At 62.1% G+C, this 26,216-nt stretch carries 25 protein-coding genes; 22 read left to right on the top strand and 3 right to left on the bottom strand.

Annotation, left to right across the window (positions count from 1 at the left end; all coding sequences use genetic code 11):
• Positions 1-17: 17 nt before the first annotated feature.
• From C3Y91_RS04155 to C3Y91_RS04235, 17 genes are all read left to right on the top strand, one after another.
• Complete coding sequence (locus tag C3Y91_RS04155; protein WP_024321727.1) at positions 18-1,016, top strand: NUDIX hydrolase; 999 nt, start codon at positions 18-20, stop codon at positions 1,014-1,016.
• A 69-nt stretch (positions 1,017-1,085) separates the two neighbouring features.
• Positions 1,086-2,057, top strand: coding sequence for a quinolinate synthase NadA (gene nadA, locus C3Y91_RS04160; protein ID WP_024321728.1), 972 nt, complete (start codon positions 1,086-1,088; stop codon positions 2,055-2,057).
• Complete coding sequence (locus C3Y91_RS04165; protein ID WP_168575059.1) at positions 2,054-3,595, top strand: L-aspartate oxidase; 1,542 nt, start codon at positions 2,054-2,056, stop codon at positions 3,593-3,595. The genes nadA and C3Y91_RS04165 overlap by 4 nt, the downstream gene beginning before the upstream one ends.
• Complete coding sequence (gene nadC, locus C3Y91_RS04170; protein WP_130693219.1) at positions 3,573-4,496, top strand: carboxylating nicotinate-nucleotide diphosphorylase; 924 nt, start codon at positions 3,573-3,575, stop codon at positions 4,494-4,496. Before C3Y91_RS04165 ends, nadC begins: the two co-directional genes overlap by 23 nt.
• A gap of 690 nt (positions 4,497-5,186) precedes the next feature.
• Positions 5,187-5,390: a hypothetical protein gene (locus tag C3Y91_RS04175; protein WP_155249527.1), complete on the top strand. Its 204-nt coding sequence runs from the start codon at positions 5,187-5,189 to the stop codon at positions 5,388-5,390.
• Positions 5,391-5,407: 17 nt separating this feature from the next.
• The gene (locus C3Y91_RS04180; RefSeq protein WP_168575060.1) at positions 5,408-6,397 is read left to right on the top strand and encodes an ABC transporter substrate-binding protein; all 990 of its coding nucleotides are present in this window, start codon (positions 5,408-5,410) and stop codon (positions 6,395-6,397) included.
• A gap of 5 nt (positions 6,398-6,402) precedes the next feature.
• On the top strand, positions 6,403-7,176 hold the full coding sequence (locus C3Y91_RS04185; protein ID WP_024321733.1) for an ABC transporter ATP-binding protein: 774 nt from the start codon (positions 6,403-6,405) through the stop codon (positions 7,174-7,176).
• A gap of 4 nt (positions 7,177-7,180) precedes the next feature.
• Complete coding sequence (locus C3Y91_RS04190; RefSeq protein ID WP_018071608.1) at positions 7,181-7,975, top strand: ABC transporter permease; 795 nt, start codon at positions 7,181-7,183, stop codon at positions 7,973-7,975.
• An 86-nt stretch (positions 7,976-8,061) separates the two neighbouring features.
• The gene (locus C3Y91_RS04195; RefSeq protein WP_024321734.1) at positions 8,062-9,057 is read left to right on the top strand and encodes an isopenicillin N synthase family dioxygenase; all 996 of its coding nucleotides are present in this window, start codon (positions 8,062-8,064) and stop codon (positions 9,055-9,057) included.
• A gap of 2 nt (positions 9,058-9,059) precedes the next feature.
• A complete protein-coding gene (locus C3Y91_RS04200; protein WP_020397509.1) occupies positions 9,060-10,031 on the top strand; it encodes a LysR family transcriptional regulator in 972 nt (323 codons plus the stop codon).
• A gap of 32 nt (positions 10,032-10,063) precedes the next feature.
• Positions 10,064-11,416 (top strand): cytosine deaminase, encoded by a 1,353-nt coding sequence (locus C3Y91_RS04205; protein ID WP_024321736.1) that lies wholly within the window; start codon positions 10,064-10,066, stop codon positions 11,414-11,416.
• 187 nt (positions 11,417-11,603) lie between these two features.
• Positions 11,604-11,762 (top strand): hypothetical protein, encoded by a 159-nt coding sequence (locus C3Y91_RS04210; protein WP_165513255.1) that lies wholly within the window; start codon positions 11,604-11,606, stop codon positions 11,760-11,762.
• A 250-nt stretch (positions 11,763-12,012) separates the two neighbouring features.
• The gene (locus tag C3Y91_RS04215) at positions 12,013-13,959 is read left to right on the top strand and encodes an AfsR/SARP family transcriptional regulator (protein ID WP_168575061.1); all 1,947 of its coding nucleotides are present in this window, start codon (positions 12,013-12,015) and stop codon (positions 13,957-13,959) included.
• Positions 13,960-14,065: 106 nt separating this feature from the next.
• Positions 14,066-14,209, top strand: a complete 144-nt coding sequence (locus C3Y91_RS04220) for a hypothetical protein (RefSeq protein WP_003553391.1) — start codon at positions 14,066-14,068, stop codon at positions 14,207-14,209.
• A gap of 13 nt (positions 14,210-14,222) precedes the next feature.
• Entirely contained in the window at positions 14,223-15,485 is a 1,263-nt protein-coding gene (locus C3Y91_RS04225; protein WP_024321738.1) for a YcaO-like family protein, read from the top strand.
• Complete coding sequence (locus C3Y91_RS04230) at positions 15,482-16,225, top strand: TfuA-like protein (protein WP_024321739.1); 744 nt, start codon at positions 15,482-15,484, stop codon at positions 16,223-16,225. Before C3Y91_RS04225 ends, C3Y91_RS04230 begins: the two co-directional genes overlap by 4 nt.
• A 66-nt stretch (positions 16,226-16,291) precedes the next feature.
• Positions 16,292-16,558 (top strand): hypothetical protein, encoded by a 267-nt coding sequence (locus tag C3Y91_RS04235; RefSeq protein ID WP_018071615.1) that lies wholly within the window; start codon positions 16,292-16,294, stop codon positions 16,556-16,558.
• A 69-nt stretch (positions 16,559-16,627) separates the two neighbouring features.
• On the opposite strand, the gene C3Y91_RS04240 is transcribed toward C3Y91_RS04235, so the two are convergent.
• The 3 genes from C3Y91_RS04240 to C3Y91_RS04250 all read right to left on the bottom strand — a co-directional run bounded on the left by C3Y91_RS04240 (position 16,628) and on the right by C3Y91_RS04250 (position 18,935).
• On the bottom strand, positions 16,628-17,032 hold the full coding sequence (locus C3Y91_RS04240; RefSeq protein WP_018071616.1) for a helix-turn-helix domain-containing protein: 405 nt from the start codon (positions 17,030-17,032) through the stop codon (positions 16,628-16,630).
• 203 nt (positions 17,033-17,235) lie between these two features.
• Complete coding sequence (locus tag C3Y91_RS04245) at positions 17,236-18,072, bottom strand: amidohydrolase family protein (RefSeq protein ID WP_168575062.1); 837 nt, start codon at positions 18,070-18,072, stop codon at positions 17,236-17,238.
• Positions 18,073-18,149: 77 nt separating this feature from the next.
• Positions 18,150-18,935, bottom strand: a complete 786-nt coding sequence (locus C3Y91_RS04250) for an IclR family transcriptional regulator (protein WP_024321741.1) — start codon at positions 18,933-18,935, stop codon at positions 18,150-18,152.
• Between the two features lie 443 nt (positions 18,936-19,378).
• On the opposite strand from C3Y91_RS04250, the gene C3Y91_RS04255 reads away from it, so the two are divergent.
• The 5 genes from C3Y91_RS04255 to C3Y91_RS04275 all read left to right on the top strand — a co-directional run bounded on the left by C3Y91_RS04255 (position 19,379) and on the right by C3Y91_RS04275 (position 26,215).
• Positions 19,379-20,113 carry an SDR family oxidoreductase gene (locus tag C3Y91_RS04255; protein ID WP_003553379.1) on the top strand — a complete coding sequence of 245 codons (735 nt, stop codon included), beginning with the start codon at positions 19,379-19,381 and terminating at the stop codon, positions 20,111-20,113.
• A 96-nt stretch (positions 20,114-20,209) separates the two neighbouring features.
• Complete coding sequence (locus C3Y91_RS04260) at positions 20,210-21,487, top strand: L-fuconate dehydratase (RefSeq protein WP_018071620.1); 1,278 nt, start codon at positions 20,210-20,212, stop codon at positions 21,485-21,487.
• Positions 21,488-21,710: 223 nt separating this feature from the next.
• Entirely contained in the window at positions 21,711-24,290 is a 2,580-nt protein-coding gene (locus tag C3Y91_RS04265; RefSeq protein ID WP_168575063.1) for a caspase family protein, read from the top strand.
• Between the two features lie 24 nt (positions 24,291-24,314).
• The gene (locus C3Y91_RS37580) at positions 24,315-24,935 is read left to right on the top strand and encodes a tail fiber domain-containing protein (protein WP_026170870.1); all 621 of its coding nucleotides are present in this window, start codon (positions 24,315-24,317) and stop codon (positions 24,933-24,935) included.
• A gap of 17 nt (positions 24,936-24,952) precedes the next feature.
• Entirely contained in the window at positions 24,953-26,215 is a 1,263-nt protein-coding gene (locus tag C3Y91_RS04275; RefSeq protein WP_164586243.1) for a methyltransferase family protein, read from the top strand.
• Position 26,216 lies beyond the last annotated feature (1 nt).

Below are 26,216 nucleotides of genomic sequence, written 5' to 3' on the forward strand. Positions count from 1 at the left end.
TCTGTTGCCTCGATGATGTGGGAAGCGCGGCAAAGGCGCTTCCTCTCCATTGGCTTCCGTCCCGGCCTGTGTCAGGAATTATCCGTTCGATTCATTCGGAACGGAGTATTCGGTCCCCTGTGACGATCGGCTTTGCGCATGCGGAATTGATTGCGGTGCTCGTCGCGGTGACGGGGGACGAACCGCGCGTGATGACCATCCGCTCCGGCAACGCGCTGCCGTCTGGCCCTTTCGAGATGGGGCATCGCACACTGCAATCGGGCCTGCGCGAATGGGTGCAGGAGCAGACGGAACATCCCGTCGGCTATCTCGAACAGCTCTATACCTTCGCCGATCGCGACCGGAACAACGACATCCCAGGCGGGCGGACGATCTCGATCAGCTATCTCGGCCTCGTCAACGAGCAGTCGGGCGCCGGCCGGCCGGGATGGCACGGCTGGTACGAATATTTCCCCTGGGAAGACCATCGGCAGGGACGGCCGGCCGTGCTTGACGAGATCATGGCGCGTCTGGGGAGCTGGGCCGATGCCGATCCGGCAAGACGCGACCATCGCCATCGCCGGGCGGATTTCACCTTCGGCCTTGATGGCGGCGGCTGGAACGAGGATCTGGCCCTGCAGCGCTACGAACTACTTTACGAGGCGGGGCTCGTCTCGGAAGCCGGATGCGGGGCGGAGGCCAATCTCGGCCGGGCAATGTTTGCCGATCATCGCCGCATTCTCGCGACCGGCATCGCCAGGCTGCGCGCCAAGATCAAATACCGCCCCGTCGTCTTCGAGCTGATGCCGGAGAACTTCACGCTGCTGAGGCTGCAGCGCACCATCGAAGCCTTGGCAGGGCTGACGCTGCACAAGCAGAATTTCCGCCGCCTCATCGAACAGCAGGATCTCGTCGAGGAAACCGGCGGAACCGAAAGCGAAACCGGCGGCCGGCCGGCCAAGCTCTTCCGCTTTCGCCATACCGTTCTCGAAGAACGGGCGCTGGCAGGAACCAAATTACCGCTCTCCCGCAATTGACATATGCTCACAACGAGAATATCTCTTTGCGCATGATATGCTCAAACAGAGCATAATTAGGAGCCGGTCATGAATTATCCTGTTTCCGCATCCTCGCTCTACGAGCGCGTCAGCCGTGTCATTCCCAAAGCCGAATGGATGACATTCGAAAATGACGTCGACGCGATCCTCGAGCTCAAGCGCCGCCGCAATGCCGTCATTCTGGCGCACAACTATCAGACACCGGAGATCTTCCACGGCGTGGCCGATATTGTCGGCGACAGCCTGGCACTTGCCCGCAAGGCGATCGAGGTCGACGCCGATGTCATCGTGCTTGCCGGCGTGCATTTCATGGCCGAGACCGCCAAGCTGCTAAACCCCGAGAAAACCGTGCTGATCCCGGATCTGGGCGCCGGCTGTTCGCTGGCGGATTCGATCACGCCGGAGGATATCGCCCTGCTGCGCCAGGCCCATCCCGGCGTGCCCATCGTCACCTATGTCAACACCTCGGCCGCGGTGAAGGCTGCCTCCGACATCTGCTGCACCTCGGGCAATGCCAAGCAGGTAGTAGAATCGCTCGGCGTGCCGAAGGTGCTGATGATCCCGGACGAATATCTGGCGCGCAACGTCGCCCGCGAAACTAATGTCGAGATCATCGCCTGGCATGGCCATTGCGAGGTGCACGAACTCTTCACCGCCGAGGATGTGCGCCAGCTGCGCGAAAACCATCCGGGCGTCACAGTACTCGCCCATCCGGAATGCCCGCCCGAGGTGGTGGCCGAAGCCGATTTCGCCGGCTCCACCGCCGTGATGTCGGACTATGTCGGCAGGCAGAAGCCGGCGCGCGTCGTGCTGCTGACCGAATGCTCGATGAGCGACAATGTCGCCGTGCATCACCCTGATGTCGAGTTCATTCGCCCCTGCAATCTCTGCCCGCATATGAAGCGGATCACACTGGCCAATATCCGCGCAGCACTCGAGGAAAATCGCCACGAGGTCACGGTCGATCCGGCAATTGCGGTGGCCGCGCGCCGCGCCGTCGAGAGGATGCTGGCGATATGACCGAGATACTCGAGCATCTCACTGGACGCACGGTGATCGTCGGCAGCGGCATTGCGGGGTTGATGACCGCGCTGACACTGGCGCCTGAACCCTCCATCATCGTCACCCGCGCGGCCCTTGGCGCGGAGACATCGAGCGCCTGGGCGCAGGGTGGCATCGCCGCCAGCATGGGCGCCGACGACAGCGCAGCGCTACATCTTGCCGATACGCTTGCGGCCGGCGACGGGCTCTGCGATCCGGCCATTGCCGCCGGCATCATCGCCGAGGCCCCGGCGGCGATCGCCGCGTTGGAGCATGCCAGCGTCCGTTTCGACCGAAATGCCGCCGGCGAACTCTCGCTCGGGCTGGAGGCGGCCCATAATCGCCGCCGTATCGTCCATGCCGAAGGCGACGGCTCAGGTGCGGCGATCATCGCCGCGCTGATCAAGGCGGTGATGGAAACGCCGGCCATATCAGTGCTCGAAGGTTTCGAGGCGCGGCGGATTCTGATGGACGGCGAGCAAGTCGCCGGCCTGCTTTGCGCGACCGCGAATGAAGCCGCCATTCTGCCGACCTCGAAGGTGGTGCTCGCCACTGGTGGCATCGGCGGGCTTTACGACGCGACCACCAATCCGATGGGTAACTTCGGCCAGGGGATCGCGCTCGCAGCAAGGGCGGGTGCCGCGCTCGCCGATATGGAATTCGTCCAGTTCCACCCGACCGCGCTCGATTCACGCCGCAGGCCGCTGGCGCTCATCAGCGAGGCGGTGCGCGGGGAGGGGGCTTTGCTCGTCAACGAACGCGGCGAACGGTTCATGGCCCGCATATCCGGCGCCGAGCTTGCACCGCGTGACGTGGTGGCGCGCGCGATCAGCGCCGAAATCGCCCGCGGCGGACGAGTCTTTCTCGATGCCCGCGATGCTCTCGGCAGCCGCTTTGCCACACGCTTTCCTGTCATCTCGAGCCTTTGCGGCGAGGCCGGCATCGATCCGGCGAAAGACCTCATCCCTGTGCGCCCGGCCGTTCACTATCACATGGGCGGTGTGGCCACGGATGCAAATGGCCGCAGCTCGGTTCCAGGTCTCTGGGTCACCGGAGAGGCGGCTTCGACCGGCCTGCACGGCGCAAACCGGCTTGCCAGCAATTCGCTGCTGGAGGCGGCTGTCATGGGCATGCGGGCGGCGCGCGACATATCAGGCGTGCCCGCAGGTGCCATCAGCACCAGCTTCGCCGAGAGACTGCCGGCGGCTGCCGATGCATCGCTCGTCCGGCCGATCGTCTCGCGCCATCTCGGCGTGCTGCGCAATGCCGGCGCCATTCAGGGCGCGATCGCCGCACTGCTGCCGCTTGCCGAAGGCAACGGCCCTGCCGCCGATCCGGCCATCATCGCGCTGCTGATCGCCGTCTTTGCCAGCCTGCGGATGGAATCGCGCGGCGCCCATGCCCGCACCGATTTTCCGCTGAAGCTCGCCAATGCCAACCGGCGCCGGATGTGCCTTTCCGATGTTCTGGAGATCGCCCGCGCGACGCCGCCCTATGCCCTTGCAAGGAGTGCCTGAGATGAGCCTCGTTCCCCTTCCGCGCCTGATCGTCGAGCCGCTGGTGCGGGCGGCCCTGCTCGAAGATCTGGGTCTTGCCGGTGACATCACCTCGGCCTCGGTCATTCCTCGCGATCACCGTTCCACGGTGGTGATGGCGGCCCGTCAGCCGGGCGTGATCGCCGGTCTCGATGCCGCCGAACTCGCCTTCACCCTCGTCGATCCCGAGATCGTCATGCGCCGCCATCTTCAGGATGGCGATGCGGTCAAGCCCGGCGATGTGATCGCCACCATCGAGGGGCCCTCGCGTGGCCTGCTGAGCGGCGAGCGCACCGCGTTGAATTTCCTCGGCCACCTCTCCGGCATAGCGACTGTGACGGCTGAGGTTGCCGCTGCCATTCGGGGCACCAGGGCTTCCGTTGCCTGCACGCGCAAGACGACGCCGGGGCTGAGGGCGCTGGAGAAATATGCGGTGCGGGCCGGCGGCGGTATGAACCACCGTTTCGCGCTTTATGACGCGGTGCTGATCAAGGATAATCACGTCGCCATCGCCGGCGGCGTCACTGAGGCGATCCGCCGGGCGCGGGCAGGCGTCGGCCATATGGTAAAGATCGAGGTCGAAGTAGACACCCTCGATCAGTTGCATGAAGCGATGGAGACCGGCGTCGACGCCGTGCTGCTCGACAATATGACGCCGGATCAACTGCGCGAGGCCGTCGCCATCGTCGCCGGCCGGGCCATCACCGAAGCGTCCGGCCGCGTCACGCCGGCAACGGCCGCCGCCATCGCGGCTTCCGGTGTCGACCTCATTTCGGTCGGCTGGTTGACGCACAGTGCGCCGGTGCTGGATATCGGGCTTGATTTCGTAGAGGCCACAACCGCTACGGAAGTAAGCCCAAGACGGATTGCACAGGTGCTGTAATCCTCAGGCGTGTTTCGGCTGGACCTCCTTGTCGCTGTCGAATTCCAGCAGTTCGATCATCACGGCGAGATCGGGCACCGTGTCGTAATAGGCATAGCGTCCGTGGACTGACGATGCCGTCGCTAGAGATATGCGGGTCCCTCAGCCGTTGAAACAGCTGAATCGTAAAGGTGACGGCCCCAAAGTTCCCTTCTCGACTGCGGCTGAAACGCCAATTCATGATCATCTGGGCGATCTCGTGCGCTTCGGCATATGCTCGAGTTCAACTTCAGACATGCTGACGGCCCAAGGCAATGGGCGATCGCCTGCATACGAAGGAGGCATTGGAAACCGTCCAGATGCGGGTCGCTCACAAGAAAAAATGCGCCGGAAAACGCAGATGCAAGCTGAAGGTGCGACAAGAAAATTACGAGCTAAGCGCTCTAAATATTAGAACGCTTATTTCTTCAGCCGCCGCCCCGCTCGGCTGCAGAGGAATTTATGCTTTGATTTCAATCCAATAGATGACGTGCCTGCCCACCTCAACCTCAATGCTGTGAATTTCGCCTGTTTTTTCAGCACGAGAATTGAAGCGTTTAAAATCTTGCAGAACGCCGGAAATTCATGAGACAAAAGACCTGCGAGTAGAAGCGGTCTGAGCCTCGGTTCTGGACATTGCTCGACGGGTAAATCTGTCGAGGAGATGTCCTAATGCAGGGAATAACCAGTGATCTCGCCCCGAAATCCGCAGAGATCGACGCTGGAGCTGGTCACCTTCGCGCGCATCGTTGCTTTGCATGCCTGAGCAGCAAGCGTTCTGAAAAACGCGATTGCGCAATTGCCAGGCTCGTCGCGGATGGCTTCGATCCGGAGCGCGTCGCCAATCACTATCCGTCCTTAAAAACCGAACACTAGTTGCGAAAGGTCGACCCATGTCCCGCACCAAGCTTGCCTTCTATGCACTTGCCGCAACCCTTTCTGCCGGCGCCACCTCCGCCGCCGACAAGGTGATCTTTCAGCTCGATTGGCTGCCGGGTGGCGACAAGGCGCCGATCTACGTCTGCATCCAGGAAGGTTTCTGTTCGGACGCCGGCCTTGAGGTGGAGATCGCCTCCGGTCGCGGCTCGACCGACGCCATCTCGCGCCTTGCCGCCGCGTCCTCCGACATCGGTGTTTCCGATATCGGCGCCCTGATGGCCGCCCGCGCCAATGAAGGCGTGAAGGTGACCGCCGTCATGTCGCTGTTTAACAAGGGGCCGCATGCCTTCTACGTCGCCAAGGGCGGTTCGATCGCAAGTGTCGCTGACGTCAAGGGCAAGACGATCGCGACGTCGCCCTTCACATCCTCGAATGTCTACCTGCCGCTGGTGCTCAAGGATGCCGGCATCGACATGGCGGATATCAAGCTTATCAAGGCCGATCCCGGCGCACTCGGCCCGATGCTGATGACCGGCAACGCCGATGGCATCATCGCCTGGATGACCGACCTGACGCGCTATAGCAACCAGGGCAAGGAAGCTGGCAAGGAGATCGTTGCCCTGCCATGGTCGGCAGCCGGGCTCGAGCTTTATTCCGCATCTCTCATCGCCAGCGACGATTTCCTCGCCAAGCGTCCGCAGGTCGCCGCCCGCTTTATCGCCGCCTACAAGAAATCCGTCGAGTTCGCCAAGGCGAATCCGGAGAAGGCTGCCGCTGCTGTCACCGCCATCGTACCGGAACTCGGCTCGGAAAATGTCCAGGGTTCCCTCAAGGACACGCTGCCGTTGATCTTCAACGAGGTGACGGAGAAGGACGGCCTCGGTGCCTTCGAAACCGCCCGCCTCGCCGAAACCTGGCGCCGTGTCTCTGAAGCGCAGGACATCGATCCGGCCAAGCTCGATCCGGAAACCGTGGTCAACCGCACCTTCGCCGTAGCGGAGTAACCGCCATGGTGATGCCCGCTATCCGCTTCGACAGGCTTGGACAGGTTTTCGAAACCCGATCCGGGCGCACGGAAGCCCTGCGCGACGTCAGTTTCGATGTGGCCCGGCATGAGTTTGTCTCGATCCTCGGCCCTTCGGGCTGCGGGAAATCGACCCTACTGCGCATGATCGCCGGCCTGTTGAAGCCGACGTCCGGCTCGGTAGACGTCTTCGGTCTGCCGGTGACGGCCCCGCGTGACGACATCGGGATCGTCTTCCAGAAGCCGACGCTGCTTCCCTGGGCGACTGTCGAAGACAATGTCGTGTTTCCCGCCCGCCACAAGACCGGCCGGGTAACGGCAGAGGAGCGCGGGCGGGCGGGTGAATTGCTGAGCATGGTCGGGCTTGCCGGCTTCGAGAAGCGCCTGCCGGACGAACTGTCCGGCGGCATGCAGCAGCGTGTCGGCATCGCCCGCGCGCTGCTGATGGACCCGGATATCCTGCTGATGGACGAACCCTTCTCGGCGCTGGATGCCCTGACGCGCGAGGTGATGGGCTTCGATCTGCTGCACATCTTCTCCGAACGTCCGAAGACCGTGGTCTTCATCACCCACTCCGTCAGCGAGGCGGCGCTTCTGTCCGACCGCGTTTTGGTGATGACGGGACGGCCGGGCTCGATCCTGACCGAAGTCACCGTTCCCGTCGGCCGGCCACGCGGCCCTGAAACTGCAAAGGACAAGGCGATCCATGACCTCTCCGATTACCTCCGCGATCTCCTCCTCACCCGTCATGCGGCGTGAGGCCATGCAGAGCCGTACGCCGGTCGCGCTCCTCAAGCAGCTGCTGGCATTGCCGGGCATCACGACCGCCGCGGCCCTGATCGGCACGGTGCTGCTATGGGAAGCGGCGGCGCGGCTCCTGTCGATCCCGACCTATCTGCTGCCGCCGCCAAGCGCGATCCTCGGCTCGTTCTCCTCCATCGGCTTCGAGCGCTGGATGGGTCACATCGCCGCGACGTTGCGGGTGGCGCTGATCGGTTATGCGATGTCCATCGTTATCGCCATTCCACTCGCGGTGGTCATGATGCGATCGCCATTCCTGTCGCGAACGCTCTATCCGCTGCTCGTCGTAGTGCAGTCGACGCCGGTGGTGGCGATTGCGCCGATCATCATCGTCGTGCTCGGGGCCGGCGATGCGCCACGCATCGTTATCACCTGTCTCATCACCTTCTTTCCGCTCGTCGTATCCACCGCAACGGGCCTTGCGGCAACCCCGCCGGAGCTGATCGAGCTGTCGCGAAGCCTGCGCGCCTCGGGCTTCCGCGAGATCACCCAGATACGCCTGCCGTTTGCGGTACCCTACATCTTCTCGGCGCTGAAAATCTCGATCACGCTTGCCGTCATCGGCGCCGTGGTTGCGGAGTTCTGCGCATCCGAAGCCGGCGTCGGCTATTTCATCCAGCTGTCGACCTCCCTGTTCAAGCTGCCACAGGCCTGGGCCGGCTTGCTGGTGCTCGCCGCCATGTCGCTCTTGCTGTTTCAGGCCGTGGTCCTGACGCAGAAGCTCCTCTTTCCCTGGAGCCTGCCGAAAAACGGCTGAACCCATCCGGAGTAGAAGCAGTCGGGCCTTGCCCGGACATTGCTCCTCAACCGCCGGTTCGCCGGCATTCACGTAAGGAGAATGATATGAATATCCAGACAGACACCCTCGCGGAACTCGCCAAGGAAGCGACCATCGGCGGCATGGGCACGACAGTTGACCGGGAAATCCCCGTCATCGACCTTTCTGACTTCGACATCCGCAAGCACGAGATCGCTGATGCACTCTGGCAGGCCTCGGTCGATATCGGTTTCTTCCAGGTCTACAATCACGGCATCGCCCAGGACGATATCGACGCGGCCTTCGAAACGGCCTGGACATTCTTCGCACTGCCGGCGGAGGTTAAGGCGAAAACCCCAATGCCGAAGGGCATCAATGCCGGCTGGGAATTCAAGGCGCAAGTCCGCCCCTCCACCGGTACGCCGGATAACAAGGAGAGCTTCCAGCTCACCCGGCCGGACATGATCCGCCTCAACCTGTGGCCGAGCGAAGACGATCTTCCGGGCTTCCGGGAAAAGATGCTCCGCTTCGAGCGACAGAACTGGGAACTCGGCATGCGCATCCTCTCCTGCTTTGCGCTGAAGATGGGCTTTGCCGAGGATTTCTTCACCAAGGCGCATGACCCGTCTTCGGACCAGTATCAATCGACGCTGCGCCTCATCCATTACATGTCGATGGAAGGCGCCAAGCCGGAAGACTTCTCGTCGTGGCGTGCCGGCGCGCATTCGGACTTCGATTGCTTGACCATCCTTCACCAGAAGGAGGGCGAAGGCGGGCTCCAGGTGTGCCCGGGCAAGGATGCAGCCCTGAAGGAATGGACGGATGTTCCGCCGCGCAAGGGCTACATCACCTGCAACATTGGCGACATGCTGATGCGCTGGTCGGACGACCAGCTGCAGTCGACGCTGCACCGGGTGCGCATGCCGCGCGAGAATGAGTACATGGGCCGCCGACTGTCACTGCCCTTCTTCTGCCAGGCAAACCGCGATGCCGTCATGCAGGGTCCGCTCGGCAAATACGAGGCGATCACCGCCGGCGAATACCTGACCCGGCGCATCAACGCCAATTTCGCCAAGAAGTAACGTTGAAGATGGTCCGTTGCGGTGACATCGTGGAACAGTCAATCCGACTCCCGTCAGGCAACGGACCCATCATGCTTCATGGACGCGCGCTGCGTTATATCGACGAGGTGGCCCGACAGGGCTCCATCCGCAAGGCGGCAAAGACATTGCATGTCGCCGCCTCTGCGGTGAACCGCTATATCCTTGAGCTTGAGGAAGAGCTGCAGGCACCCATTTTCGAGCGCCTGCCGCGCGGCCTGAAACTGACGAGTTCCGGCGAGATCCTCATCCAGCACATTCGCGAGACACTGCAGGCGCATCAGCGGATGCGGGCGCAGATCCAGTCCCTCAAGGGGCTCAATCGCGGCGAGGTGGTGCTGGCGACCATGGCAACGCTCGCTGCGGGCCGGGTTGCCGAGATCGTTGCCGCCTACCGAGAAAAACATCCGCAGGTCAGCCTGCGGATCATGGTCGGCGACCGGACGACTGTTGCGGAGATGGTTGCGCTCGGCCAGGCCGATCTCGCCATTGCCTACAACCTGCCGGACGATACCCGGCTGCAACGCGCCGCCGAATTCCGCCATGCGCTGGGAGCCGTCGTCGCGCCCGCCCATCCCCTCGCAAACCGCAAGACCGTGCGCATGTCCGATTGCCTGCTCTATCCGCTGGTTCTGGCGGATCGATCGCTGTCGCTGCGCGAGGTCGTCGAGGCGACTGCCCCGGCGCGTGCCACCCTTGTTCCCGTCGTCGAGACCAATTCGATGGAACTGATGAAGCGCCTTGCCCGGACAACGCCTCACATAACCTTCCTCAACCGGCTCGATGTCGACCGCGAAATGGCGACCGGCGACCTGGTCTTCATTCCGCTGACGGGAACCGGCTCGCTGCAACGGCTCAATATCCTCCACCGCGCCCGCGGCTCGCTTTCACCCGCCGGCAGCCATTTCATGCAATTCGCGCAGGAGCGTCTGCTCGCCTCGTTCGACGAGAGCTGACCGCTCGGCAAGCCATCCGATAGAGACCCACCATGAACGATCTTTCCCTGTTTCCCACCCTTGCCGCCCGTCTGGCGAGACAGGAGCGCATTCGTCTTGCGAAGGCGCGCGTCCCGGTCGCGCTGCTTGCAGCTGACGTGCCTGGTGGTGGAGAGGTAGACCGGGACGGTTCCGCCCTCGTCGATATTCTGGTCGAGAACGGCAGGATCGCGGCGATAACGCCGGCCCTTGCCGATGGTGGCGAAGATGCAGTCGCGCTCGACGGCCGCCATGTCTGGCCGCTTCTGATCGACGCGCACGCCCATCTCGACAAGGGCCACACCATGGGACGTGCGCCCGATTCTGGCGGCACGCATCCCGGCGCGCGCGCCGCGACGACGGCGGACCGGCTTGCCCACTGGAATGCCGACGACCTCCTGCGGCGGATGGAATTCGCTCTTGCAACGGCTGACGCCCATGGCGTGGCCGCTATTCGCACCCATCTCGACAGTCACGAGGGGCAGGCGGAAATCACCTGGAGCGCGTTTGCCGAAACGCGCGAACGTTGGAAAGGCTGCATCACCTTGCAGGCTGCCGGCCTCGTGCCGCTCGATGCCTATCGCGACGACTATGGCACCCGCCTTGCCGATATCGTTGCCGTCCACGGCGGCTTGCTCGGCGGCGTCACCCGCGCCTCCGGGGGCACCCATGGGTCAGGCCTCGACGACATCGACCTGCTGCTCGACCGGTTGTTTGCGCTGGCAAAGGAACGGGAACTGAATGTCGATCTACATGTCGACGAGGCGGCACAGGCCGATGCCCTGCCGCATGTCGCGCGTGCCGCCATCCGCCACGGTTACGAGGGGCGCGTGACGTGCGGCCACTGCTGTTCGCTTGCGCTTCTGGGCGAGCAAGAATTGCGCGACACGATCGCGCTGATCGCCGATGCCGGCCTCTCGATCATCACGCTGCCAACCGTCAACATGTATCTCCAGGATCGCGAAAACGGCCGCACGCCGCGCTGGCGCGGGGTCACGCCCGTGCAGGAATTGCAGGCGGCTGGCATTCCGGTCGCTGCGGCCGGCGACAATTGCCGCGATCCGTTCTTTGCCTATGGCGATCACGACATGCTGGACACCTGGCGGCAGGCGGTGCGCATCCTGCATCTCGACCACCCTTACGCGGATGCGCCCGCTCTTGCCGGCCCGGCTCCCGCTGGCATCATGGGCATCGACGCCGGTACGATCGGCGTCGATCGTCCGGCAGACCTGATGATCCTGGAAGCCTGGAGCCTCGACCAGGTTATCGCCCGTCCGCACTCCGACCGCGTCCTCCTCCGCAAGGGGATCTTCGCCAACAGGACATTGCCCTCCTACAGCATGCTCACAGATTTCCAGACCGCGTGAGCCGCTCTCTGGGGAGCAAAAAAAGGGACTGGCGAAGCCCACCGGTCCCCCTTGTCTGTTCAGTCCCGATGTCCGCTATATGACCGCCGATACCAGACCTCCCGGTGCTGGGGCCGCTTTCCGTGCCTGGATCTTCCTGAACAGGAAGAAATAGAGCTTGATGTACTGGCCGACCAGGATCGCGTTGATGGGCATCGTCAAGTTTACGATGCTCGTACCACTTTCCCGCGAGATAAAGGCTGAGCATATCGTCACCGAGCATGACAATCCGGCCGATTGGCGCCGCTTCGCCCGGCGTTCGATCGAGCCATCAAAGCGCTCGGACTACACGGTGGCTGCAATTTGATCGAGAACAGCCCGTGATACGGACCGTCAATAGCTCAATAACCTGCCGCCAGGGAACGCAAACCGTATCCTGATGACAGTGTTGATCAAGCATCCCCTGCGCGAGTGACACGCGAATATGCAAATATTCGACGAAATTTCTGCTTTTTAAAGCAAAACCGCTATGCGCCGGGCTCTTATGGCTCTAACATGTCTTTGATTGGCCGGTGCGCTTGTGCGCCTTGGCTTTCAGGGGTGAGAACCGAGATGCGATGGACATCCGGAAGATGCTGACGAACAGGCTGTGCCTGCTCGGAAGACCGCGATTGCTGGCGGCGGGGAAGGAACTCCCCTTGCCGGAGAAGTCTTATTTTCTCCTCGCCATGCTCGCCGCCGAACCCAATTTCGAACTCGACCGCGAAACCGTCAGGCGACAGCTCTGGCAATCGGAGCTGCCGGAAAAACGAGCCGGCAGCCTGCGCCAGCTGCTGGCGCGCATCGAGCAGAGCGTTCCCGCCGGCCTTCCACCGCTGCTTGCCGCGACCCGTACCCATATCGGCCTTGCCGATGGCTGGGAGGTCGACGTTCATATCCTGAAACAGAAAGGGCCGCTTGCACCCGAAGACGGCGGCCTGCTGAACGGCGAATTGCTCGAAGGCGTCAAATCGCCGACGCAGGGCGCCGAGGACTGGCTGACCTATGAGCGCCAGCGTGTCGGTGAACTGCGCTCAACCCATCTCACCCGGCTGGTCGAGACATCAGAAGACAGATCGGATGAAGAGCAGGTCACGCTTGCCAGGCGCCTGCTGGAACTCGACCCTGCCAGCGAGACGGCCTATCGCGCCTTGATGCGCACCTATGTCAGGATGAACGATCCGGCAGCGGCGCGTCAGGCCTATCTGAAGTGCAAGAGCCAGCTGAAGGACGATTTCGACACCGAGCCGGAAGAAAGCACTACCGCTCTTGCCCGCGAACTTAACCTGGCGCCGGCAGCACAGGCGACGTCGGGACATCCTCAGTCGGCGCTTAACCTTTCCGTCGGTCCGCTTGGTCAGCCGCGTATCATCATCCTGCCGCCGGAAAGCATTTTCACAGATCCGCTGATGGAGCGCGTCGGCAGGGCCCTTCTCGAAGACGTCACCATCGGCCTTAGCCAGCAGCGCGGCTTCAAGGTGATCGCGGCGCATACGAGCCTGGAGATCCTCAGCCGTTCGATCGATCCGTCGCGCGCCGTGCCCGGTCCGCTCGACCTCAGTTTCGACTATGCGGTCTACGTCACCATCCAGGGCCGCGACGAGGATGTCTTTGCGACCTGCCGGCTGACGCGGACAACGACATCTGAGGTAATCTGGGCCATCGAACTGCCGCTGGTCATGCAGAAGATCAGCGAATCCTTCGCGCATCTGACGCGGCGGATCGTCTCGTCGCTCGCCGACACGATCGAGCGTCACGAACTGGCGATACCGATCGGCGAGGCGCCGCCGTCCGCCTACCGTCTCTACCTGGAAGGCAAGCGGCTGATTGCCCAGACCGATCTGCAGCATCTGCGCCAGGCGCGCAAATGGTTCAAATCCTCACTCAATCGTTATGAACATTTCTCCGCCGCCCATGCCGGCATGTCGCGCGCGCTCGGCATGGAATGGCTGATCCGCGGCATGCGGGACAAGGAACTGCTCGACGAGGCGAACGGTGCTGCCCGGCAGGCGCAGCAATCCGACCCGAACAGCGGCCGGGCTTACCGCGAGCTCGGCTTCGTGGCGCTTTATCGCCGCCGCTTCGACGAAAGCCTGGAATATTTCCAGCAGGCCCAGGATCTCAATCCCAACGATGCCGATATCCTCGCCGATTTCGCCGACGCGCTATCCCATGATGGCGATTTCGATCGAGCACTGGAGCTCAGCCGTGCTGCCTTCAAACTCAATCCGCTGCCGCCAGACTATTATTACTGGAACCTCGGCGGCATCCACTTCATGCGCGAAGAATATGAAATGGCGATCGAGGCGCTGGAGCCGGTGAAGGCGAAGCAGGCAACAGCCCGTCTGCTCGCCGCGTCGCATGCCATGGCAGGCGATACGGGCAAAGCCAGGAATTACGCCAGGGTGGTGCTGGAAAACTTCCCCGATTTCTGCAGCGAGGAGATCCGCCATTTCGTCCCCGATCGCGATCCCGCCTATACGGAACCGCTGATAAAGGGCCTGCAACTTGCTGGTCTTCCGTGATTGCACGGCCTTTTAACGAAGCCTGTAACGCTTAAATGACGGAGGCAATGTTTCTTTCCGATGGTTAACGGCAGCAAGGCGCTGCCCAACCAATCGGAGATGGAACATGAAGACGAATGCTGAAACCACCGCAGCTCAGACACAGTCGCTGCGCTTTTCTGCCGCCGCCAGGGCAGCCCTGAAGCAGGACGAACTCAACGTTTCCGCCAATGCGCTCGAGAGCCTGACGCATGCGCTGAGGTTCCGCTAAGGAACAGATCGTTATGTCCGCTTTCACCGACCTTGAAACGCTTGCCGGTGACCTTAAACGATCATCGGCCGGTGTCAGCGATTATCATGACCGCGCGGTCACGCCGGCTCAGACCCTCGCGGCCATCAGGCCGCATCTGCGCGAATTCGGCATCACGCGCGTCGGTCTGCTGACAGCACTCGACGTCTTGAACATCCCCGTCGCCTTCGCAACGAGGCCGAACAGCCATACGCTCTCGGTGTTTCAGGGCAAGGGTATCGACAATGATGCCGCCATGACCTCGGCGGCGATGGAAGCGGTCGAGACGCGGATCGCCGAAATTGCCCCCGCCGACCTGACGCAGGCGACGGTCGACAGCATGCGGGCGGAGCATGCGGCGATGATCGATCTCGACAATGTCGCACGCTGCGCGCCCGATGAGATCGGCAGCAGTCCTATTGCCTGGTGCACGGGGCTCGACATCCTTTCCGGCAGCAGCGTCTTCGTGCCGTGGTGGCTCGTCGGACTCGACCATCGCGGCGAGAGGCCGGCGGGCTTCGAGCAGTCGAGCGATGGGCTCGCCTCCGGCAACACGCCGTCCGAAGCGGTCCTGCATGGGCTTTGTGAGCTGGTGGAGCGCGACGCCTGGGCCTTGACCCAGCTGAAATCGCCTGAGCGGCTGAGGGAGAGCCGCATCGACCCCGCCTCCTTCGGCGATGCGGTCATCGACGTCATGACCGACCGGATCACGCGCGCCGGCATGAAACTGCTGCTGCTCGACATGACGACGGATATCGGCGTTCCCGCCTTTCTGGCCGTCATCATGCCAGGAAATCTTTCCGACCGTGTCGACGCGCGCTGGTCGCATGTCTGCGGTGGCTGCGGCTGCCACCCCGATCCCGTGCGCGCCGCGCTGCGTGCCATCACCGAAGCGGCGCAGAGCCGGCTGACCGCGATCGCCGGCAGCCGCGACGATTTCTCGCCGCGCATCTATCAGCGGCTCGACCGGAGTGCGGCGATGCAGCAGGTGGTCGAACTCTGCGAAGGCGATGGCCGGATGCGCTCGTTCCAGGCCCGCCATCGCCGCCCGGCGACGATCCAGGAATCCATCGGCCATATTGCCGATCGGCTGACGGCGACCGGCATCGAGCAAATCGTCGTCGTGCCGTTTCCGCATCGAGCCCTGCCGATCTCGGTCGTCAGAGTGATCGTGCCGGGACTGGAGGTCGATATATCAGGCCAATACATTCAGCTCGGCATGCGCGCGGTCAACACCATCAGAGGAGCTGAATCATGAAGGTGCTGTTCGTCGGCCCGAGCCTTGGCAGTGATCTTGCCGCGGCAAGAGCCATGTCTCCTTGCATCGATTTCCGGCCGCCGGCCGCCGCCGGAGACATCCTGAAGGCCGTTCGGGACGGCGCCACCGCAATCGGCGTCGTCGACGGCTATTTCGGCGATCTGCCTTCGGTCTGGCACAAGGAAATATTGTACGCACTCGAACATGATGTCGCCGTTGCCGGCGGGGCCAGCATGGGGGCGTTGCGGGCAGCAGAATGCGCCCCATTCGGTATGGTCGGGCTCGGCTCGATCTTCGAAGATTACGAGTCCGGACGGCTGCTCGACGATGAGGCCGTCGCGTTGGTGCATGCGCCGCAGGAGCTCGGCTGGCTGCCGCTTTCCGTTCCCTGGGTCGATTTCGAGCCGACGATCGATGCGCTTTACGCCAGCGGCGAGATTACGCCCGGCGAGCGCAAGAAGCTGTTGCTGGCCGGCCGGTTTTTGCATTTCTCCGAGCGCACCTATGCGAAGGTGGCCGACGAGTGCCATTTCCGCAAGCCGCGCCGCGACCATATCCTCGCCGCCATCCGCGGCAGCCGCGTCGAGCGCAAGCGCAACGACGCGCGACTGGTGCTGGACTGGCTGCGCCGGGATAAATTCCTCCCCGTCAACCGTGACTGGCGCTTTGCCGCGACCTCACATTGGGAGCTTCTGCATGCCGAAGTCACGCGCAATTCGGTTCCTGTAACGCTTGAATAACGGTCGCGGCGGAAAGATGCAGCACAGTTGGAATCGTAGGGTTCCACGACCAAAGAGGCGGGAACGATGTTTGATCAATACAACGAGGGTACCGGCAGCGAATACGCAAGGATCTTCCGGCTGCTGTCGGCAGCCAAGGATGAGGCTGAAAAGCTTCAGCTGCGTAACCTGATGCACCTGACGAACATGGCGCTGCTGCAGGTCGTCATCGATTGGGACGGCTTAGATCCCGACAGGGAGCTTGACGTCAATCTCGAGAAACTGCTCGGCAGCAAAGCCAAGATCGCAATGAAGGATGCCAGCGAGAATCTAATCCTGATCGATCGCCATTGAGCCCGATCGATTGCTATTGATCCTCATGCCTGATGCCTCATGCGGTCCGTTGGGATCGCGTGAAGGACTTTACTCAGCCGCTTCAGAGTCCAACTGTTCGGTGTGGGCAATCGCCTGGACGAGCTTCAGGATCTTCTTGCGAAGCGCTTCGTTCTTGATCGAAAAGAACGCCGCATTGAGAAGCACGCCTTCACGCGAAATAACGAATTCCTCGCTCGGAGCGGGGTTGTCGTTGGCCGTATCAGGGGTCGACATGTCGTCGAAAAATGTCCTGACGTCGACCTTCAGCGCGCCGGCGATTTCGACCAGCATGCTGGCGGAAACGCGGTTGGAACCCTTTTCGTATTTCTGGATCTGCTGGAACGTTACGCCGACACGATCGCCCAGTTCCGTCTGAGAAACCTTCCTCAACAGACGCTGGATACGGATCGTCTTTCCGACGTGAACATCGACGGAATGCGGTGCTTCTTTCATCTCATTTTCCCTTCTGAAGGCAGCGGACAAGGGGGTATTCGCCATATCCGTGTCAACAACTTTTAGCCGAGATAAATAAGGCTAGCAATTGCTTGCATGTAGATAGCGTTAAGGCCGAAAATCGGGCGTTTTTTGTCCCGGAATAGTACAAAAAACATGCCGAAATGGCACGTCGACGAGATCGGTTGCTTCATTTTGTGACGTCAGAGCGACCAGAGGCGCTGTGCGTTGGCGAAAAGCAACTTCGAGCGCTCTGCCTCGCTCACGCCGGAAAGCATCGCATGGGTTGCCGCGACCCAGGTAGGGAGGCCGCCACCGAGCGTGCAGACCGGCCAATCGCTGCCCCAGACGACGCGGTCCCAGCCGAAGCTGGCGATCACATGTTCGATATAGGGCCGCAGCGTTTCTGCCGTCCATGTCTTCGCATCGGCATAGGCGACCACGCCGGAGACCTTGCAGACGACGTTCGGCCGCCGGGCAATCTCTGATATGCCGGCCTTCCATGGCTGGAAGGCATCCGAGCGGATATCCGGTACGCCGCAATGGTCGAGCACGAACTGCACGTCGGGCGCAAGATCGACGAGGGCGGTCACACGGCCCGCCTGATGCGGCAATGTGCAAAGGTCGAAGGTCAGGCCGCTGCCGCTGATGCGCCTGATGTTTTCGCGAAACAGGGCGCCTTCGGAGACATCATCAGGCACGACATGCAGCACGCGGCGGAACCCCTTGACGAAGGGATCGGCCTTTTGCCGCTCGAGATAGGCGGCAAAGCCTTCCTCTTCCGGCCGGCAGGAGACGATGGCGCCGGTAATCAGACTGCCTTCCTTGTTGGCGATGCCGGCGACGTGATTGGTCTCGGCCTGCATGGCGGCGGGATCGACGTCGACCTCCATATGCAGCGCCGTGGTGATGCCGCAGCGCCGGGCCTCAGCCGCATAGGTCTCGTAGAGGAAATCATGATCGAGAGCGGGCACGCCAGAGAGCCAGGGATAAGGCAGGGCCGATCGATCGATGATGTGCAGATGGGTGTCGATGAACACGCACTTCTCCTCCCAGAGTGGTTTTGTGGCAAACCTATTCCTGGTGAATGGATTGTTCAAATAGAAATTCTTAGGCCTCAGGCGGGGTTAACGACATCGGCGCCGGCAAGCAGCGAAAGCTGGGCGGCGGTCTTCTGCACCAGTGTGACCGCCTGCGTGATGTCGGGAGCGGACGGCGCATTGACAAGCGCAATGAAGGGGCAGGTGAGGGCGGCGATACAGCGGCGGTCCGGTCCAAGAACGGGCGCGGAAAGATTGTAGACGCCTGATGTCTGGGCGCTCGCCATCATCTCGTAGCCGCGCTCGCGGATCTGGTGGAGACGGTCGTAGAATTCGGGCCCGAGTTCGATGTCCGAGCGGCTGCGCACATGTTCCGAGATCATCATCTCCCGCTCCTCCTCGCTGCGGAAGGCAAGCAGCACATGTCCCGAGCCGGTGTCGAAGAGGCTGATATGGGCGCCGATGCGGATCGAGAATCCCCAATAGTCCGGCGCCTCCTGCTGGGCGATGACGACAGCCGCGCCACGATCGAAGACGGCAAGATGATTGGCCTGGCGCGTGCGCTGGGCGAGATCGCGCATCAACGGCGTGGCGTAGGAGGCGAGCCGGCGCACCGGCGCGTGCAGTTGGGCAAGACCGAAGAGCTTCAGTGTCAGCGAATAGCGATCGCCATCCAGCCGAGTGACGTAACCGCGGCGCACCAGCCGGTCGAGCATGCGGTAGAATTCGTTGGGGCTGCGGTCGAGCCGTTTGGCGATTTCGGCCTGGGTGAGGCCACTGTCGACGCCGGCGAGCAATTCCAGGATATCGAGGCCCTTGTCGAGGGCAGGAGCGCGGTAGCGGTCGGACTCGTCGGTCTCCATTCCTTCCTCCTGTGAATATTATTCTGCATATACGCAGAACCGCAGCCGGAAAAGGAAAACTTCGCACTTGACCCTTGGCCAATCGTCTGTTTGTCTATAAACAGACAAATCATCACTGAAAAAGGTCGATCGAAAGCGAACGACTGAGGTACCGAAGGCGCCCCGAGCGGCAGGATCATAAGCAAGCCGGGGACAGGGAGGAAGACCGTGCAGCGCATGGGAATGGTCATCGGCCCTGCCGCCGGCGGAGATCGCCAAAATCGCAGCCAATCGGCTGAATCTCCCGCTGATCTGCCTGTGCAACAGCGCCAACTCCTCCATTTAACGCAGAGAGCCGCGCACCTGCGGAAAAAGACCGGCGCACTCCATCATGACCGAGCTTCGCCAAGACATCAGCCGCACTCCATCGTCCAGCGTAGACAATTCCAGAAAAGGCCCGTGACATGACAAACAGACTTTCCGGCAAGACCGTTCTCATCACCGCCGCCGGTCAGGGCATCGGCCGGGCGACGGCGGCAGCCTTTGCCGCGATCGGCGCCAAGGTTCACGCGACGGATATCAACACCGAGGCGCTGGCGACGCTTGCCGCGGAAACCGGCGTTTCCACCCATAAGCTGAACGTGCTCGAAGAAGATGCGGTCAAGGCCCTCGTCGCCGAGATCGGCGCCGTCGACGTGCTGTTCAACTGCGCCGGCTTCGTCCATGCCGGCTCGATCCTCGAGATGAAGGATTCCGATCTCGAATTCGCCTTCGACCTCAACGTCAAGGCGATGATCCGCACCATCCGCGCCGTGTTGCCGGGCATGATCGAACGCAAGGACGGAGCGATCATCAACATGGCCTCCGTCGCCTCCAGCATCAAGGGCGTGCCGAACCGCTTCGCCTACGGCGTCACAAAGGCAGCGGTGATCGGGCTCACCAAAGCCGTCGCCGCCGATTATGTCGGCCAAGGCATCCGCTGCAACGCCATCTGCCCTGGCACGGTGGAAAGCCCATCGCTGCAGGACCGCATGCGCGCGCAGGGCGACTACGATGCGGCGCGCGCCGCCTTCATCGCCCGCCAGCCGATGGGCCGGCTCGGCTCGCCGGAGGAGATCGCCGATCTCGCCGTCTATCTCGCCGGAGCGACCTACACGTCGGGCCAGGCGATCGCCATCGACGGCGGCTGGACGATCTGATTTCAGCTGGTGCGACCGGCCCGGCAGTCTTGCCGGCCGTCCCGGCCACTGCAATCGGGTCTATATAATCGGCCCATATAATCGGGAGGAACAACCATGACCCGCATCACCGACCTTCGTGTCTTCGATCTCCGCTTTCCCACGTCGCAAAGCCTGGATGGATCCGATGCGATGAATCCCGATCCGGATTATTCGGCCGCCTACGTCATTCTTGATACGGATGCGCCTGATCTTGCCGGCCACGGCCTGACCTTCACCATCGGCCGCGGCAACGACATTTGCTGCATGGCGATCGAAGCGATGCGCCACCTCATCGTCGGCGCCGACCTCGCCGAGGTTCTCGCCCATCCCGGCACGTTCTGGCGGCATCTGACGAGCGATAGCCAACTGCGCTGGATCGGCCCGGAAAAGGGCGCCATTCACCTGGCGACCGGCGCGGTCGTCAATGCCGTCTGGGATCTGCTCGCCAAACAGGCCGGCAAGCCGGTCTGGCGGCTCGTTGCCGAGATGTCTCCGGAAGAGATCGCCGATATCGTCGATTACCGCTATCTCACCGACGTGCTGACGCGCGCTGAAGCGGTCGAGATCCTGAAGCGCGCCGAGGCGGGCAAGGCGGAACGCATCGCCATCCTCGAAAAGGAGGGCTACGCCTGCTACACGACCTCGGCCGGCTGGCTCGGCTACGGCGACGAAAAGCTGCGCCGCCTTTGCCAGGAGGCAATCGACGCCGGCTTCAACCATATCAAGATGAAGGTCGGCCGCGATCTTGAAGACGATATCCGCCGTCTGAGGATTGCCCGCGAGGTGATCGGTCCCGATCGTTACCTGATGATCGACGCCAACCAGGTCTGGGATGTCGGCCAGGCGATCGACTGGGTCAAGGCGCTCTCCTTCGCCAAGCCCTTCTTCATCGAGGAACCCACAAGTCCCGACGATGTCGCCGGCCACCGCAAGATCCGCCAGGCGATCACTCCGGTGAAGGTCGCGACCGGCGAGATGTGCCAGAACCGCATCATGTTCAAGCAGTTCATCGCCGAGGGCGCGATCGACATCGTGCAGATCGATTCCTGCCGGATGGGCGGGCTGAACGAGGTCCTCTCCGTGCTGCTGATTGCCGCCAAGTTCGGCCTGCCGGTCTGGCCGCATGCCGGCGGCGTCGGCCTGTGCGAATATGTGCAGCATCTGTCGATGATCGATTACGTCGCGGTGTCGGGCACCAAGGACGGCCGCGTCATCGAATATGTCGATCATCTGCACGAACACTTCCTCGACCCCTGCCTGATCGAGAACGCCGCCTACATGCCGCCGACCCTGCCGGGCTTCTCCATCGAGATGAAACCGGCCTCGATCAGCAACTATACGTTTCGAGGTTAAGGAAACTTCGCCGGGCGCATGTTAAAGTCCTGATTTCGACAGTCTTTCTTGTCGACGATGGGCTTCCAATCTGACGGGACTGCTCCAATTGACTTGGAGGCGGCGCAGCTTGCTTTTTAGAGCGCCGAGGAATAGTTTTGGACTGTGAATGCGGAGGGGGCCGAGCACCAGCAGGCCAGCAAATTTTATTGAACTTAGACAATAGAATGTTTGCGATCGAGCCATGCCCAAGTTTCACCACGTCAAGAGACTGTGCGCTTATCTGCTGATCGTCGCGGCAATGCTGCTATCGATCGGCACGGCATTTGCCGCCATCACAGAAGAGAGCGGACGCCGCGTCGCCCTCGTCATCGGCAACTCGGTCTATAAGACGCTGCCTTCGCTTCCCAATCCTGCCAATGATGTCGAAGAGGTCGCAAGCACGTTGCGTGCGGCCGGTTTCGATGTGACGATCGGCGTCAATGTCGACCGCATCGGGCTCGAGGATACGGTGCGCCGCTTCCTACGTTCGACCAGCAATGCCGAGGCCGGCCTGATCTATTATTCGGGCCATGGCATCCAGGTGGGCGGTCAGAATTTCCTTGTACCGGTCGATGCGACACTGGAGACGCCCTATGACGTCGAGACGCAGACCATGCCACTCGACCTCATTCTGAACCATCTCAAGCAGAATTCGCGGGTGCAGCTGATCTTCCTCGACGCCTGCCGCAACAATCCCTTCAACGCCCAGAAGTTCTGGATGGCGGAAAAGCTGGAACCGGTCGGCGCCACACGCGGACTTGCGCGTATCGATAGCGATCTCGGCAGTCTGATCGCCTTTTCCACAGAACCGGGTCAGGTGGCGCTCGATGGCACCGGGGCGCTGAGCCCCTATTCCGAATCCTTCATCAAGCGGGCGAGCGAACCCAACAAGGAAATCCGCCAGGTGCTGACCGACGTGCGCCGTGATGTGATCGCCATGACCGGCGGCAAGCAGGTCCCTTGGGAAAATTCCTCACTGATGGACAGTTTCTATTTCATTCCGGCGCCGCCGCCGCCAAGTGTCGAATCGATGCAGCAGGTAAGCGTGCCGGAGGGTGCGGCCACGACCAAATTGCCGATCGCCCCGCCGCATGACGAAACCGGCTCGGCGCTGGTCGTCACTCTCAACCAGCTTCCAAAGACGGGCAAGCTCAGCTTCGACGGCAAGCCGGTCGAGCAGGGCGCGAAGATGCCTGCCGCGGCACTGACGGCGCTGACCTATGATTCATCCGGCGTTGCCGCCGGAACCGTCGGCCTGATCGGCTATACCGTCAGCGACCCCTATGGCCAGGCGACGCAAGGCGTCGTCGCGATCACCGTCTCGGCGGATGCCGGCGCCAAGCTCGCCCAGCTCGAACAGGAAAAGCAGGTGCGGCTCGCCGATGCCGACGCCTATCTGAAAACACTGCCGCGCGACGTGAGCACGACGATCGGCGTCGGCCCTGTTGAAGCCAGCCTGCCGGTCGTGCCGGCATCGGTTGCGGAGATGACCTTCAAGGTCGCAGCCCTGCCCGACAAGGGCACGTTGCGCGCCGGAGACCGGGTGATCGGGCTCGGTCACGTGCTCGAAGCAGCCGATATTCCGGCCCTTTCCTACGAGCCGCAGATCGGCACGGAAAACCAGCCTTACGCCCTGACGCTGCAAGCCGCCAATGACGACCTGCCGCCGGCCACCGTCACCTTCAAACCGGTGCTCGACGCCTGCGACACATCAGCCGCAGCCCCCCTCGACCTGCAGGGCGTGACATCGGGCAAACTGCCGAACGAGATCGACCCGAATGTTGCACTGCCCGCCTGCACGGAGGCAATAAAGGCCTATCCCGAGGTCGAGCGCTTTGTTTATCAGCTCGGCCGAGCCCAGCTTGCCAACCGTGACGCGAAAACAGCTTTTGCGACGATCAAGAAGGCGATGGATGCCGGGCATGTCCGGGCGATCTATGAACTGTCGAGCCTTTACGAGTTCGGCGCCTCTGTCCCACGCGACGCCGCCAAGGCAAGCGAGATCGCCAAGGGTGGTGCGGCCAAGGGTGATCCCTTTGCCCTGCACAGCTACGGCAAGGCCCTCTACTACGGTCGCGGCACCAAGGGCGACCAGCAACTGGGGTTGCGCTTGATGCTGCAGGCGGCCGATCTCGGTCATACTTATGCAATGAACGAGCTCGGTTATATCTTCCTGAACGGCATCAACGTTCCGGCCGACCCCGAGCGCGCTATCCGCTTCTACGAAGCCGGTGTCCAGCGCAACGACATCTACTCGCTGAACAATCTTGCACTCGTCTACCGTTTCGGAAAAGGCGCTCCGGAGGATCTCCCGAAAGCGCTCGACCTTTTCACCCGGGCGGCGGAGGGCGGTCAGCCCTATGCTCCGACCAATCTCGGACGCATGTACCGCGACGGCATCGGCGTTGCCGCCGATAAGGCGGAAGCGGTGAAGTGGCTGGAGATGGGCGCGGAACGCGGCGACTATTGGGGTGCGCTCGACCGCGCGATGCTGGCAAAAGAAGAGGGTGCGGACGCTGACAGCCTTGCAACGGCGGCGCGTTATTTCGCGCTGGCGACCGCCATCAATATGCCGGGCAGCGGCGACCCGAAGAACCAGGCAAAGGCGGCACTCAAGACCTTGCCTGGTGCTGCAAAGAAGAAAGCGGAAAAAACCTTCGTTACCGAGTTGACCACTCAGGAGCAAAAGGCGCTTCCGAAGACCAAGTCGCTCGACGACAGGCTCGTTCAACTTGCCAAGGCGACATGGGTAAAGCGAAATCCGAGGTACGATCTCTTCTAAAACGGCGGTCTGGGGGCGCCCTACATGAACAGCAAGCTCATCATCCGTATTCTCTTGTGCTCGACATTCATCGCAGGCTCAGGCGCAATCCTGCAGAGCTGCATCTTCGACCCAGGCGCCAGAACACTGTTCGCCACTGAAGAGCCGGCCACGCCTGCCAGGAAACCCACGCCCACCGTCAAAAAAGTGGCGGCAAAGAGCAATCAACCGGCTTTCGCCCGCTCTGAGAACAGTTCCGGTGGGAATTCCAACTCTGGCGGCGGCATGGGCGGTGGCTCTGGCTCTAGCGGTTCTTCTGGTTCGAGCAGTTCCTCGAGCTCCAGCGGGGGCTGGTCCGATCGCCGCTTGAAGACCGATATTCGTCGGCTCGGCACCTCGGCTCAGGGCATACCGGTCTATGCCTTCCGCTACATCTGGGGCGGCCCGATGTTCGTGGGCACGATGGCGCAGGATCTGCTGGCGATCAGGCCCGAGGCAGTTATCGAAACCGAATCGGGTTACTACATGGTCGATTACGACAAGCTCGATATTGCGATGGTCTCGCTGCCGGAAGATGTGTCTCCGCTGACGGCTGAAGCAGCGATGGCGCTTGCGACGCGAGCAGCACGGATACGCTCTCGGGGCTCGGTCCAGCCGGCAATGTAATCGAGAAGGCCAAGCGCGTGCCGATATCGCAGGACAGGGATACCGTGACCGGGAACCCTCTCGTCAGTCACGCTGCCACCCTTGTCGGCGTTCTCGTCGGCATTGCGCTCCCGACCTATCTGCAGCTTGAGCCCGGCAAGGCAATGGCGTTTGCGGTGTTCTGCCTTCTCCTGGCGTGGATCGTCGTCGATGGCACGCTCGCTGCTCGTTGGCGATGGGCATCGAGAACGAGACGAGACGAGGCTCCCGCCATCTTCTGGCGGCGCATCGGAACCAAACTTGTCGGCCTCGCCGCGCTTTTTGGGGTGGTCGTCATCGCCTGCTCGGTCTTTCCGTTTTTCACACAATCGTCGGCAGTCCAATGGATAATCGAGGCCGGCCACACGACCATCCCGATCTTCATCGCGCTTGCCGGCGCCACCATTCTCTACGTTGTGGTCACCGATCTGGTCGCCGAAGAGCCCGACGATTATCTCAATCAGGTCGGGCGTGCGGTGCTGATGCAGGATTTTCGCGAGGAGGACGCGCTATTCGCATTGCGCCTGCTCACAATCAAATGCTTCTTTCTCGTGCTGATGTTTTCAGGCGGCATGGCGGCGCTTTCCGATCTCGCCGACAAACCAGCCTGGGCATTTCCTCCGCTCTCGGCTGCCTGGTTCGAAGGCCTGTTGCGGCTTGCCTTTCTTCTCGACACCGTGCTTGCCGCCGGCGGTTATATCGCCACCTTCAAGCTTTTCGGATGGCATGTCAGAGCAACGGAGACGACAGCACTCGGCTGGCTTGTCTGCCTCATCTGCTATGAGCCGTTCTTCCCTGCGATCTCGCACGCCTTCGTGCCTTATGGCGAGGGGCCGGGTTGGGAGACCGTGATCCAGGAAGGTTCGGCCGTCTTCATCCTCTGGAGCATCGCGACGCTGTTCTGCACCGTGATCTATGTCTGGGCGACTGTCGCCTTCGGGCCGCGATTTTCCAACCTTACCCATCGCGGCATCATCACATCAGGCCCCTATCGCTTCATCAAACATCCGGCCTATGTCTCGAAGAACATCGCCTGGTGGCTGTTTGCGGCTCCGAGCTTCATCGCCAGTGGCCTTGCAGAAGGGCTTGCCCGGGCAGGGATGCTGGCGATCGTCAGTCTTATCTACGTCATGCGCGCCCGCGCCGAAGAACGCATGCTGAGCCGGGATCCCGCCTATCGGGACTATGCCGAGAGCGTCGCGGCACACGGGCTTTTGGCAATGGCGAAGCGGCGGTTGGCGTCGACAGCGCCGCGCCTCTGAA

Source organism: Rhizobium ruizarguesonis (assembly GCF_012349115.1).
In the GTDB taxonomy this organism is placed as follows: domain Bacteria; phylum Pseudomonadota; class Alphaproteobacteria; order Rhizobiales; family Rhizobiaceae; genus Rhizobium; species Rhizobium ruizarguesonis.